Source organism: Streptomyces spongiae, from assembly GCF_009377185.1.
Classification (GTDB): domain Bacteria; phylum Actinomycetota; class Actinomycetes; order Streptomycetales; family Streptomycetaceae; genus Streptomyces; species Streptomyces spongiae.
The window spans coordinates 1-12,490 of the sequence record NZ_VJZC01000284.1 but is presented as its reverse complement, the minus strand read 5'-3'; the positions used below and the strand labels follow the sequence as shown (position 1 = coordinate 12,490).

The 12,490-nt window shown below is 71.2% G+C and carries 13 protein-coding genes and 1 pseudogene; 6 read left to right on the top strand and 8 right to left on the bottom strand.

The features are described 5' to 3' along the window. The 4 genes and pseudogenes from FNH08_RS30190 to FNH08_RS30175 all read right to left on the bottom strand — a co-directional run. Window positions 1-459, bottom strand: a pseudogene (locus FNH08_RS30190) (hypothetical protein); the annotation flags it as partial. After that, on the bottom strand, window positions 452-1,180 hold the full coding sequence (locus tag FNH08_RS30185; RefSeq protein ID WP_152774698.1) for a T4 family baseplate hub assembly chaperone: 729 nt from the start codon (window positions 1,178-1,180) through the stop codon (window positions 452-454). The gene FNH08_RS30185 and the pseudogene FNH08_RS30190, both read right to left, overlap by 8 nt. Window positions 1,181-1,212: 32 nt before the next feature. Beyond that, complete coding sequence (locus FNH08_RS30180) at window positions 1,213-1,737, bottom strand: phage tail protein (RefSeq protein ID WP_004003113.1); 525 nt, start codon at window positions 1,735-1,737, stop codon at window positions 1,213-1,215. A gap of 35 nt (window positions 1,738-1,772) precedes the next feature. Then, window positions 1,773-3,635 (bottom strand): phage tail sheath subtilisin-like domain-containing protein, encoded by a 1,863-nt coding sequence (locus FNH08_RS30175; protein ID WP_152774697.1) that lies wholly within the window; start codon window positions 3,633-3,635, stop codon window positions 1,773-1,775. 371 nt (window positions 3,636-4,006) lie between these two features. Between FNH08_RS30175 and FNH08_RS30170 the strand changes: the two genes are divergently transcribed. Further along, a complete protein-coding gene (locus FNH08_RS30170) occupies window positions 4,007-4,429 on the top strand; it encodes a YchJ family protein (RefSeq protein ID WP_152774696.1) in 423 nt (140 codons plus the stop codon). A 12-nt stretch (window positions 4,430-4,441) separates the two neighbouring features. On the opposite strand, the gene FNH08_RS30165 is transcribed toward FNH08_RS30170, so the two are convergent. Further along, window positions 4,442-5,161, bottom strand: a complete 720-nt coding sequence (locus tag FNH08_RS30165) for a FadR/GntR family transcriptional regulator (protein ID WP_152774695.1) — start codon at window positions 5,159-5,161, stop codon at window positions 4,442-4,444. Window positions 5,162-5,316: 155 nt separating this feature from the next. Between FNH08_RS30165 and FNH08_RS30160 the strand changes: the two genes are divergently transcribed. After that, window positions 5,317-5,835, top strand: a complete 519-nt coding sequence (locus FNH08_RS30160) for a gluconokinase (RefSeq protein WP_152774702.1) — start codon at window positions 5,317-5,319, stop codon at window positions 5,833-5,835. A 94-nt stretch (window positions 5,836-5,929) separates the two neighbouring features. Next, window positions 5,930-7,327 carry a GntP family permease gene (locus FNH08_RS30155; RefSeq protein WP_322725757.1) on the top strand — a complete coding sequence of 466 codons (1,398 nt, stop codon included), beginning with the start codon at window positions 5,930-5,932 and terminating at the stop codon, window positions 7,325-7,327. A 27-nt stretch (window positions 7,328-7,354) separates the two neighbouring features. Here the strand turns inward: FNH08_RS30155 and FNH08_RS30150 are convergent, their stop codons facing one another. From FNH08_RS30150 to FNH08_RS30140, 3 genes are all read right to left on the bottom strand, one after another. Further along, on the bottom strand, window positions 7,355-7,984 hold the full coding sequence (locus FNH08_RS30150; RefSeq protein WP_152774694.1) for a cytochrome b/b6 domain-containing protein: 630 nt from the start codon (window positions 7,982-7,984) through the stop codon (window positions 7,355-7,357). Then, window positions 7,968-8,657 carry a molybdopterin-dependent oxidoreductase gene (locus FNH08_RS30145; RefSeq protein ID WP_228034445.1) on the bottom strand — a complete coding sequence of 230 codons (690 nt, stop codon included), beginning with the start codon at window positions 8,655-8,657 and terminating at the stop codon, window positions 7,968-7,970. Before FNH08_RS30145 ends, FNH08_RS30150 begins: the two co-directional genes overlap by 17 nt. A gap of 186 nt (window positions 8,658-8,843) precedes the next feature. Then, entirely contained in the window at window positions 8,844-10,499 is a 1,656-nt protein-coding gene (locus FNH08_RS30140; RefSeq protein WP_152774692.1) for an FAD-binding dehydrogenase, read from the bottom strand. Window positions 10,500-10,787: 288 nt separating this feature from the next. Between FNH08_RS30140 and FNH08_RS30135 the strand changes: the two genes are divergently transcribed. The 3 genes from FNH08_RS30135 to FNH08_RS30125 all read left to right on the top strand — a co-directional run. Next, window positions 10,788-11,693 carry a DMT family transporter gene (locus FNH08_RS30135; protein WP_322725755.1) on the top strand — a complete coding sequence of 302 codons (906 nt, stop codon included), beginning with the start codon at window positions 10,788-10,790 and terminating at the stop codon, window positions 11,691-11,693. 69 nt (window positions 11,694-11,762) lie between these two features. Further along, window positions 11,763-12,284, top strand: coding sequence for an NUDIX hydrolase (locus tag FNH08_RS30130; protein ID WP_152774691.1), 522 nt, complete (start codon window positions 11,763-11,765; stop codon window positions 12,282-12,284). A gap of 10 nt (window positions 12,285-12,294) precedes the next feature. Then, window positions 12,295-12,490: YidH family protein (locus FNH08_RS30125; RefSeq protein WP_322725754.1), on the top strand; the 196-nt coding region annotated here is incomplete at its 3' end.

Here is a 12,490-nt window from a genome sequence, read left to right as displayed (position 1 = left end):
GGCCGGGTCGGTGCGGCCCCGTCCCGCCGTGCGGCGCGCGGGGTCGGCGACCGGACGCGGCCCCGGGGCGACCGGCGTGGCCGGACGCAGCAGCGGGGTCTCGGGCGCGGCCGGCCGGGCCGGTCGCACCTGCGTGTCGGCGGGGGCCTGTTCGGTGCGTACGACGGTCCGCTCCCGTTCCGTGCGCACCCGGGTGCCGGGCACCGCCGGGCGCGGCACCTCGGGCGTCGGGACGGCGGTCGGGGTGGCGGAGGGCCACAGCGGCTCGGGCCCGTCCGGGTCCGGTGTCCCGGCGCGTACGGCCTCGACCCGCTCGAAGGGTCCGGGCAGCCGGGGCCGTACCCGCATCACGCCGGCTCGCGGGGTGGCGGCCGGAGCGGTGTGCCGGGCGATCAGCCGGTCGAGGAAGTCGGGCTCGGGCGAGCCCGCCGGCCGGCTTCCCGAAGAGGAGTCAGACATCCGCGCACAGCTCCAGGTAGTAGCGGCGCCGCAGCGGGCTGAGCGCCAGGATCTCCGGCTCGCTCCAGCCGTAGGCGGTGGCGAGCAGGTGGACGTCGAGCAGCACGTCCCGTGCCCAGGCGTCCAGTTCGGTCCAGAGGTAGGAGGCGATGTCGAGCTCGGCCCGGGTGGCCTGCCCGCACTCGGGGCAGGCCACGTTGAGCGTCACGTCGCCGCCCGGGTCCGCGGCCTCGACGGCCTCGGCGATCCGGCGCTGCACGGGTACGGGCAGGTCGCCCGCACCCACGGCGGCACCGTCGCGCGCCGCCGAGACGAGGCACCGGGCGAGGAGAGCCGCGCGCGGGTCGGCGTCCCGGGCGGCCGCCGAAAGGTCGGCGACGCCGGGCAGCCGGAACTCGACCTCCCAGCCGTCCTGACGCACCTGGACGACCGTCTCGCCGCTCCGGTCGAGCGAGCGCGCGAACTCCCCGGCGTCCAGGTCGAACTCCATGTCCTCCCCGCACGCCCCGCACTCCAGGCGCACCTGCATCCGCTCGCCGAACAGCGCCCGGCGCAGCGTGAACAGGTCCGCCTCGCGCGCGCCGACCGGAAGCGCGGGCAGCGCCCCGGCGGCGAGGTCCGGGCGCGCGGTGCGGTGCAGCAGCAGCGCGCGCCCGGCCGGCGCCTCGGCGAGTCCCGCCTCCCAGGTGGCCAGCAGGTCGGCCGCCCCGGCGATCGCCATGTACTCCCCCCGATCCCTCAACTGGTCCTACGTCATGCGGGGTTGAGGAACGACGGCTCCTCGGGCTCGGGCACCTCGTAGTCCCGCTCCCAGCCCTCGCACTCGAGCTTCAGCGACTGGATGGCCACCGCGTTGGCGTTGGCGTCCAGCTCACCGAGGACCTGGTACTCGCTGGGCCAGGTCCGGTAGAGCTTGTGCGAGACGGCGACCTGGCCGGCCTCGTTGAGGACCTGGATGACGATGTCCTTGCGGAAGTCGGCGAGGGACACCTCGGAGCCGAGCCCCGCGCCGACCTGCCAGACCTTGTTGGCCCAGCGGTCGAACTCGGGGTCGTGGGTGACGCCACGCTCCAGGGTGATGCCCTCGAACTCGGAGCGGCCCGGCGACTTGCGCGGGGAGGAGGGGTCGCCGCCGTGGCGGTGCTTGACGACCTCCGTGGTCCGCTTCAGTGGACTGATCTTGCTGATGCCTGCGACCGTGCGACCGTCCCACAGCACCAGGAACTTGAAGTTCTTGTAGGGGTCGAAGCGATGCGCGTTGACCGTGAACTCAGCCATCGGATTCCTTCAGCTCTCCCAATTCTGCGACGGCGCTAGAGCGCGAACTGCCCCGACGTCTGCTGGATTTTGACGATCACGAACTCGGCCGGGCGGACCGGCGCGATGCCCACCAGGACGTTGACGACGCCGTTCTCGACGTCCTCGTCGGTGGTCGTCTCGTGGTCGCACTTGACGAAGTAGGCCTCGCGGGGCGTGCTGCCCTGGAAGGCACCCTGGCGGAAGAGGGTGTGCAGGTACGAGGAGGCGCTGAGGCGGATCTGCTGCCACAGGCTCTCGTCGTTGGGCTCGAACACGACCCACTGCAGGCCGCGTTGCAGGCTCTCCTCCACGTGCAGGGCGAGCCGCCGTACGGGAACGTACTTCCACTCGCTGTCCAGCGCGTCGGAGCCCTCCAGCGTGCGCGCGCCCCACACGAGGGGGCCGGTCAGCGGGAAGGTGCGCAGGCAGTTGACGCCGAGCGGGTTGAGCAGCCCGGTCTCGCGGTCGGTGAGGTCGACGGTCAGCGAGTGCACGCCGGCGAGCTGTGCCTCCGTACCCGCCGGGGCCTTCCACACCCCGCGCTCGGAGTCGGTGCGCGCGACGACGCCCGCGACCGCGCCGGACGGCGGGAAGGAGCGCAGCCGCCCGGTGAGCGGGTCGGTGAGCTGGATGTGCGGGAAGTACAGGCCGGCGTGGTTGCCGCGCACGGAGTCGAAGGCGGCGAGGCCCGCGCGGGCGGTGTCCACGCTGACCCAGGTGCTCGGCGCGTCCACGAGCAGGAAGATCCGCCGCTCCTGGCACAGCCGCTGGGCCGCCGAGACGACCGTGAGCATGTCCTCGGTGTTCTCGTACGCCGCGATCTCCGGCAGGGCCAGCAGGTTGACGTCGGGGACGCCGCGCAGGGACTGGATGCCGGTCTTGTCGGCCTCGCTGCCGATGAGGTCGCGCGGTCCGGGTGCCTCGCCGTCCTCGCCGCCCTCCAGCGGGAACACCGGCGGGTTGACGGAGGCTTCCAGGCCCAGGTCGTTGGCGCACTCGCCGAGGAAGCGCACGACGTCCTCGGGGTCGGTGGAGCCGGCGACGACCTGGATGCGGCGGCCGAAGGCGGTGACCTCGGCGCCCGCGAAGGCGTGCTTGCCGGGCGCGTCGGGCAGCGCGCGCAGCTTGCGCTCCAGGAGCAGCGCCAGTTCGGCGACGGTGCACGGGGCCTCGCCGTCGCAGTCGGGGTCGTAGAGCGTGAACTCGCGCTCCACCTCGCCGATCTTGACGGTGAGGTCGACGGCCAGGTCCGGCAGCTCGTGCCCGAACGGCTTGGAGACGGTGCCCGACGGGTCGGGGCGGCCCTCGCCGACGGCCTCGACGCGGATCAGCCGCGAACCCGCGTTGATCACGGTGGGCGCGTGGCGGCCGTGCCCGGCGTCCATGGACAGCCCGGTGAAGCTCTCGCGGGCGTCGCCCTTGGCGTCGTACACCCGCAGGTTGAAGGTGTCGTCGGGGTTGGGTGTGTCGTAGTCGACGGCGACGCGCAGGCCGTTGCCCCACACCCCGGGTTCCTTGGCGTGGACCTCGAGCACACGGCTCTCGCTGTGGCCCTCGGTGGACTCCAGGACGACGCACGCGGCCTTGCCGCTGCCCGCCTTGGCGACGCGGACGATCACGGCGACGGAGCCGCCGTTCGCGAAGAACTGGTGCACCGCGTAGGCGACGGCGCTCTGCGAGCCGAGGCCCCCGAAGCGCCGCTCGAACTCGGTGAACCCGGTGACGCGCACCGGCTCGTTGAGCGGGCCCCGCCGGGTGTGACCGACGAAGGCGGTCACCGAGGTGGTCACGGCGGAGATCGTGCGGGTGCTGCTGGGAAGCTCTTCGACGTAGACGCCGGGATACGTCGGCCTGGCGGTCGCTGCGTTCGTCGGCATTCCCCCTCCTATCCCTTCTCAGGCACCGGTGAAAGGCACCAAGAGGCGGCAGAGGGAGTCGTGTCGTCCGGCGCGCGCGGGCAGTCCCCAAAGCGCGATGACGCGCCCGGTCCGCGGGCTCCGCATCAGTTTTCCCCCGTCAGTCCCCGGGCGGACGGCCGTCCGGGGTCAAGCAGCGCGCTTGTGACTCCTGATGCTCAAGTGCGCAACCCAGCTTGGTGAAGGAGGAGTTGCAGCTGCAAGGTGGGTTCACGCCAGTCCTGGGGGAGGTTCGATGGAGGGAACCGAACACGACGCGCACACGATGTGCGCGTGTCGCGGCGGATGCTTCACAGTTCTCGCACAGGCGGTGTTGCAGCAGAATGGAGCCCATGTCCCGACGCACCCCGCAGTCCCGCCGCAGGCGCCCTTCCGCCCCCACACACAATCCCCTCTGTCCTTGCGGTCTTGCGGAGACGTACGAGACGTGCTGTGGCCGATTCCATGAGGGTGGGGTGGCGGCACCGACCGCCGAGACGCTGATGCGGTCCCGCTACAGCGCTTTCGTGAAGCGGGACGAGGGATACCTGCTGCGCACGTGGCATCCGCGAACGCGGCCCGCCCGGGTCGACTTCGAGCCGGGACTCAGGTGGACCGGCCTGGAGATCCTGAAGACGACCGACGGCTCCGCGTTCCACTCCACGGGGACCGTGACCTTCCGCGCCTCCTACCGGGGCGGCGCGCTGCACGAGCGGAGCCGGTTCGAGCGGGTCGACGGGGCGTGGGTGTACGTGGACGGGGAGTTCACCGAGTAGGGCGAGGTGCCGTTACGGCGCCGGACGGCCGCCCGGCGCCAGGATGTCCAGCTCCTGGAGCGCGCCGATCGTGATCTCGCGGGTGAGCTCCTCGGCGCGGTCGGCGTCGCCCTCGCGGACGGCCTCGGCGAGCTGGACGTGCAGGGTGACGGCCTCGGGGTCGGGGTCCTCGAACATGACCTCGTGGTGGGTGCGGCCCGCGAGGACCTCCGCGACCACGTCGCCGAGGCGGGCGAACATCTCGTTGCCGGAGGCGTTGAGGATCACCCGGTGGAAGGCCATGTCGTGGACGAGGTACTTCTCCAGCTGGTGACCGCGCGAGTTGGCCACCATCCCGATCGCGCACTCGGTGAGCTCGGCGCACTGCTCGGCGGTGGCGTTCCTCGCGGCGAGCCCCGCGGCGACCGGTTCGATGGCGGAACGCAGCATGGTGAGCGAGCGCAGCTGGCGCGGGCGGTCGGCGCCGGCCAGTCGCCAGCGGATGACCTGGGGGTCGTAGACGTTCCACTCGGCGGCCGGACGGACGGTCACGCCGACCCGGCGGCGGGACTCGACCAGGTGCATGGACTCCAGAACGCGGACCGCCTCACGCATCACGGAGCGTGACACCTCGAAGCGCTGTGCCAGCTCGTCGGTGCGCAGCACGCTGCCGGGCGGGTAATCGCCCGCGGTGATCGCCGGGCCGAGGCTCTCCAGTACTCGGCCGTGCAGCCCCCGGCCCGGTGTGCTCATGGGGATCAGGGTACGAGGAGAGTCGCGCCGACAAAAAGTCAGACTTATATGTCACAGACTCTTGAATTCGTCGTACCTAATGAGTTTCAGTGTGGTCGACGTCAGGTGACGTCGGATGTCGATGAGGACAGGTCATCGTGGACAGCGAGGTAGAGATGCGTTCCCCCCACGTCGTCGTGGTCATGGGTGTGGCAGGAACCGGCAAGACGACGATCGGTCCCCTGCTCGCGTCCCGGCTCGGCGTTCCGTACGCCGAGGGCGACGACTTCCACCCCGAGGCCAACATCGCCAAGATGTCGGCCGGGGTCCCGCTGGGCGACGCGGACCGGTGGCCATGGCTGGACGCCATCGGCGCATGGGCGCACGAACGGGCCGGGCTCGGCGGGGTGGTGAGCTGCTCGGCGCTGAAGCGGAGTTACCGGGACCGGTTGCTGGCGGCCGCGCCCGGGCTGGTCTTCGTGCACCTCACCGGTGACCGTGAGCTCATCGAGGAGCGGATGACGCACCGTCAGGGACACTTCTTCTCCCAGGCGTTGCTGGACTCGCAGTTCGCCACGCTGCAGGCGCTCGGGGCGGACGAGCCGGGTGTCCCGGTCGACGTCTCGGGCACTCCGGAGGAGATCACCGAGCGGGCGGCCGCCGCGCTCGGGGAGCTCGACCGGCCTTCCACGTAAGCCCACCTGTTCTCCCTGACGGGCCCACCTGTTCTCCCGAGTGGGCCCCTACGCTCGTTCCTCCCCCAACTCACCGTCCACACAAGGATTCACCGTGACCAGACTCAGCGTCGAGATGCTGGCGGCGGACGCCCCCGAGCCGATCACCTCGGCGGGCAACGCTCAACTGGGCATAGCGGTACTGGCGGGCATCGCCGTCATCGTCGTGCTCATCACCAAGTTCAAGCTGCACGCCTTCCTGTCGCTCACCATCGGCTCGCTGGCGCTCGGTGCCTTCGCCGGGGCACCGCTGGACAAGGTCATCACCAGCTTCAGCGCCGGACTCGGCTCCACGGTCGCGGGCGTGGGCGTCCTCATCGCCCTCGGCGCGATCCTCGGCAAGCTGCTCGCCGACTCGGGCGGTGCCGACCAGGTCGTCGACACGATCCTGGAGAAGGCGGGCGGCCGCTCGATGCCCTGGGCGATGGTGCTGATCGCCTCGGTGATCGGTCTGCCGCTGTTCTTCGAGGTCGGCATCGTGCTGCTGATCCCGGTGGTGCTGATGGTCGCCAAACGCGGCAACTACTCGCTGATGCGGATCGGCATCCCGGCGCTCGCGGGTCTCTCCGTGATGCACGGTCTGGTGCCGCCGCACCCCGGCCCGCTGGTCGCGATCGACGCGGTCAAGGCCGACCTCGGTGTGACCCTCGCCCTCGGTGTGCTGGTGGCGATACCCACGGTGGTCATAGCCGGTCCGCTGTTCTCCCGGTACGCGGCCCGCTGGGTGGACGTGCCGGTCCCCGAGCGGATGCTGCCGCCCCGCGCCTCGGAGGAGCTGAAGCGCCGCCCTGGCTTCGGCGCGACACTGATCACGGTCCTCCTGCCAGTCGTGCTGATGCTGGCCAAGGCCCTCGTGGACATCCTCATCGACGACCCGGAGAACAGCGTCCAGCGCGTCTTCGACGTGATCGGCTCCCCGCTGATCGCGATGCTCGCGGCCGTGCTCGTGGGCATCTTCACGCTGGGCCGCCCGGCCGGCTTCACCAAGGGCCGCCTGACGGAGGTCACCGAGAAGTCCCTGGCCCCGATCGCGGGCATCCTCCTCATCGTCGGCGCGGGCGGCGGCTTCAAGCAGACCCTGATCGACTCCGGCGTCGGCCAGATGATCCTGGACATCTCCGAGGACTGGTCGATCCCGGCGCTCCTGCTGGCCTGGCTGATCGCGGTGGCGATCCGGCTGGCCACCGGCTCGGCGACCGTGGCCACGGTCTCGGCGGCCGGTCTCGTCGCCCCCCTCGCGGCCGACATGTCGACGACTCACGCCGCCCTGCTGGTCCTCGCCATCGGCGCCGGCTCACTGTTCTTCAGCCACGTCAACGACGCCGGATTCTGGCTGGTCAAGGAGTACTTCGGCCTGAGCGTGGGCCAGACCGTCAAGACATGGTCCGTGATGGAGACGATCATCTCGGTGGTCGCCGGGGCCTTGGTGCTGCTGTTGTCGCTGGTGATCTAGGCGCTCACCCCGCTGTGGCGGATCGCCTCACGACCGCCACAGCGGATGCTCCCGCTCCGCCCACTCCCGGCTCACCGACCCCGTCCGCAGGCCCTTCCGTGCCTCCGGGTCCCCAAGGGCCATGCCGATGTGGCCGGCCAGGACGATGCCGATCGTCAGGGCCAGCCAGTCGTGGACGAAGGTCGCGCTGGTGCGCCACACCAGCGGGGTCAGGTGGGTGAACCACATCATCAGGCCCGTGCCGAGCATGACGAGGGTGGCGCCGGTGATCCAGGCCGCGTAGAGCTTCTGGCCCGCGTTGAACTTGGCGGCGGGGCGGGCACCAGGAACGCGCCGAAGGGCCTTGCGGAGCCAGACACCGTCGTGCGGGCCCCAGCGGTTGAGGTGGGTCATGTCCGCCCGGAAGGCACGGGAGGCGAGGCCCGCCAGCACGGGGAGTGGGAGCAGCAGGCCCGACCACTCGTGGACGGTGACCACGAGGGCGCGACGGCCCACGAGTTCGGCGAGTTGCGGGATGTACAGGCAGGCCGCGGTCACCACGCACACGCCCATCAGCGCGGCCGTGATCCGGTGCACCCATCGCTCGGCGCGGCTGAAGCGGCGTACCCGGGCGGAGGGGGCCGACTCGACCGCCGGGGCGTCAACTCGTGGGTTCATCGTCCCGTCCGTTCGACTTGCCGACCCAGGCGTCGACGTCGTAGCCCCGCTCCTCCCAGTACCCCGGCTTCACCTTCTGGGTGACCGTGATGCCGGAAAGCCACTTCGCCGACTTGTAGAAGTACATGGGGGCGACGTAGAGGCGGACCGGGCCGCCGTGGTTGTGGCTCAGGTCCTTGTCCTGCATGCGCAGGGCGACCATGACGTCCGCGCGGCGCGCCTGGTCGAGGGTCAGGCTCTCGGTGTACGCCCCGTCGAAGCAGGTGAAGCGGATCGCCCCGGCCGACGAACGTACTCCCGCCAGGTCCAGCAACCGGGACAGGCGAACGCCTTCGAAGGGCGTGTGCGGTACCCGCCAGCCGGTGACGCACTGGACGTCGCGCACCATCCGCGTCTGGGGCAGGGCTCTGAGTTCGTCGAGGGTGTACGACGCCGGGCGGTCGACCAGGCCGTCGATCGTGAGGCGGTAGGTCGACTCGTCCTTGCGCGGGACCGACGACGTCACCGAGTAGTAGCGGAAGCCGCCGCCGTTGGGGAGCAGACCGGTCAGGCCCGTGGGGTCCTTGTCGGCCGCCTCCCCCAGGAAGGACTCCAGGCCCCGCTGGAGCCCGGGCGCGGCGACCAGGCCGAGCGCTCCGAGTCCGAGCGTGCCCAGCACGACCCGGCGCCCCATCGGCGCGCCCCGCTCGTGAGGCTGTTCCTCTGGGGGCTGTTCCTCTGGGGGCTGTGCCCCTGAAGGCTGTCCCTCTGGGGGCTGTTCAATGCTCACGTACCGATTCGACCACCTGCCACCCCGATGAGGCCAGCGGCGGCAGGTGCCCGTATACATCTGTCGGGGTCCTGGGGGCCGACCCTCCGGTTACCCCACGGCCTTAGCCGCCGCCCGCCCCGCCGTGCGCCCCGAGAACAGGCACCCGCCCAGGAACGTCCCCTCCAGCGACCGGTAGCCGTGGACGCCGCCGCCGCCGAAGCCCGCGGCCTCGCCCGCCGCGTACACGCCCTCCAGCGGGTCGCCGCCCTCGGTCAGCACGCGGGACGACAGATCCGTCTCCAGGCCGCCGAGGGTCTTGCGGGTGAGGATGTTGAGGCGGACGGCGATGAGCGGGCCCGCCTTGGGGTCGAGGATGCGGTGCGGCGTGGCGGTGCGGATCAGCCGGTCGCCGAGGTAGTTGCGGGCGCCGCGGATCGACATGACCTGGAGGTCCTTGGTGAACGGGTTCACGATCTCCCGGTCACGGGCGACGATCTCGTGCCGCAGCTCGGCCTCGTCGATGAGCGGCTCCTTGGTGAGCGCGTTCATGCCGCGGACGAGGGAGCGGAGGTCCTTCTCGACGACGAAGTCGACGCCGTTGTCCATGAATGCCTTCACGGGGCCGGGTACGTCCGCGCGGGCCCGTCCGATGACGTCCTTGATGGACTTCCCGGTCAGGTCGGGGTTCTGCTCCGAGCCGGAGAGCGCGAACTCCTTGCCGATGATCTTCTGGTCGAGCACGAACCATGTGTAGTCGTACCCGGTCTTCATGATGTGCTCGAGCGTGCCGAGCGTGTCGAAGCCGGGGAAGAGCGGGACGGGCAACCGCTTGCCGCGCGCGTCCAGCCAGAGGGAGGACGGGCCGGGCAGGATGCGGATGCCGTGGTTGTCCCAGATGGGGTTCCAGTTCTGGATGCCCTCGGTGTAGTGCCACATGCGGTCGCGGTTGATGAGGTTCGCGCCCGCGTCCTCGGCGATCGCGAGCATCTTGCCGTCGACGTGCGCGGGCACGCCGGAGACCATCCGCTCCGGCGGGGTGCCGAGGCGCTCGGGCCAGTTGGCGCGGACGAGGTCGTGGTTGCCACCGATGCCGCCCGAGGTGACGATCACCGCTTGGGCCTTGAACTCGAAGGCGCCCGTGACGGTGCGGCTGCTGGCCTGGCCGCGCTGGATGCCGGACGGCTCCAGGATCTCGCCACTGACCGTGTCGACGGCGCCTGAGCTGCGGGACAGCCCGGTGACGCGGTGGCGGAACTTCAGCTGGACCAGACCGCGCGCCGCCCCGGCCCGCACCCGCCGCTCGAACGGCTCGACGAGTCCCGGCCCGGTCCCCCACGTGATGTGGAAGCGGGGCACGGAGTTGCCGTGCCCGTTGGCGTCGTAGCCGCCGCGCTCGGCCCAGCCGACCACCGGGAAGAAGCGCACGCCCTGCTGGTGCAGCCAGGCCCGCTTCTCGCCGGCGGCGAAGTCGACGTACGCCTCGGCCCACTTGCGCGGCCAGTTGTCCTCGGGACGGTCGAAGGCGGCCGTGCCCATCCAGTCCTGGAGGGCGAGGGCGTGGCTGTCCTTGATGCGCAGCCGGCGCTGCTCGGGCGAGTTCACGAAGAACAGCCCGCCGAAGGACCAGAAGGCCTGCCCGCCCATCGACTGCTCGGGCTCCTGGTCGAGGAGGATCACCGTGCGTCCGGCGTCGACGAGCTCCGCGGTCGCCGCGAGGCCGGCGAGGCCCGCCCCGATCACGATCACATCTGCGTCGTACGACATGGGGCCGTCCTCTCGAGAACAACGTCAAAACGAACCAGTGCAGAGCTGGGCCACTTGTTACCGGCCGGTCAGCATCATGGCACCAGATCCTTCGGCAGAAGCAGTGACCGAGTCAACTGCCGGGATGTGTCCGCTCCCACGGACACGCCCCGGGTGAGTCGCTACAGTCGGCGGGATACGCGTCGCGGTCCCTGCGGCCCGCCCGTGTGACACCGGTCCGTCGGCCGGTGTTCCCGGCGCCTCCACGGCCGCGGCGGTGCCGTGTCCGACGACCCGAGGTTTCCCAGCGTGTCGTTTCTCCTGCTGATCCTGTCCGTGAGTGCCGCGTGCTGTCTGGGGTTCGGTTTCGTGCTCCAGCAGCAGGCGGCCGCGCACGCCCCGCTCAGCGACTTCCTCTCGCCCCGGCTGCTCCTCGACCTGGTGCGGGTGCCGCGGTGGCTGGGCGGGATCGGACTGATGGTGTGCGGCATGGCGCTGGGCGCGATCGCGCTCGGGCACGGCGAGCTGTCCCTGGTGGAGCCCCTCCTCGCGACCAACCTCCTCTTCGCGCTCGCGCTCTCCCGGTGGCAGACGAAGCAGTCGCTGGGCCGCCAGGGCTGGGCGGGGCTCGCGCTGCTCGCGGGCGGAGTGACCGCGTTCATCGTGGCCGGGCGGCCGGAAGGCGGTGAGGCGGTCGCCGACCCGTTCCGGCACTGGCTGATCATCGGGGCCATGGTGGGCCTCGCCCTGCTGCTGACGACGTACGCGAAACGGTCCCGGCTCAGCGCCGGGCCGGTCCTGCTGGCCCTCGCGGCCGGACTGCTGTACGGCGTCCAGGACGCCCTCACCCGGGTCAGCGGGCAACGGTTCTCCGAGGGCGGCTGGACGGAGCTCGTGACCGGCTGGCAGGTGTACGGCGTGCTCCTGCTCGGCGTCACGGGCCTGATCCTGGTGCAGAGCGCCTTCGAGACGGCACCCCTGCGGATGTCGCTGCCCGCGCTGACGGCCGCCCAGCCGCTCGCCGGGATCGCGTGCGGGGTGGGCTTCCTCGGCGACCGCCTGCGCACCGACACCGGGGCGCTGGCCTGGGAGGCGGCCGGACTCGCGGCGATCGTCGTCGGCATCGTGCTGCTCGGGATGCACCCCGCGATGCCGCGCGGCTGCGTCCCGGCTCCGCGGGAACAGCAGGCACAGGCCGCTCTGCAGTCGGGCTGAGGGGCGGGCACCTGGCCCTGGCCCCGACGGGCCCGCTCGGGCAGCGGATCGGCCTGCTTGGATGGGTCCATGAGCGCCTCCGACGAGATCCTCGACATCGTGGACGAGAACGACCGGGTCATCGGGCAGTCGCCCCGGGGCGAGGCGTACGCGCGGGGCCTGCGCCACCGCTGTGCCTTCATCCACGTGCGCGACGCCGAGGGCCGGATCTTCGTCCACCGCCGCACCCCCACCAAGCTGGTCTTCCCCTCCCTGTACGACATGTGGGTCGGCGGGGTCGTGGGCGCGGGCGAGTCCTACGACGACGCCGCGCTTCGCGAGGCCGAGGAGGAACTGGGTGTCTCCGGCCTCCCGCGGCCCTCCTACCTCTTCAAGTTCCTGTACGACGACGGCGCCGGCCGGACCTGGTGGTCCGCCGTCTACGAGGTCCGCTGCGACCTCCCGGTGAACCCGCAGGTGGAGGAGGTCGCCTGGCACGGATTCCTGCCGGAGGACGAGGTGGAACGGCGGCTGGCCGAGTGGGAGTGGGTCCCGGACGGCCTGGCCGCGTACGAACGCCTCAAGGCGTACCGCTCCAAGGGGTCCCGATAGGGTCGTGAATGTGATCGAATTCGTGCGGAACGTCCGGTTGTGGTTCGCGCCACAGGAGGTGCGGGAGGAGGGCGGGACACCCGACTACCGGTTCTCGCTGGCGAACGAGCGGACTTTCCTGGCCTGGCTGCGTACCGCGCTCGCCCTGATCGGCGGGGGCTTCGCGGTGGACCAGTTCCTGCCGGATCTGCGGTGGGGGTGGCGGG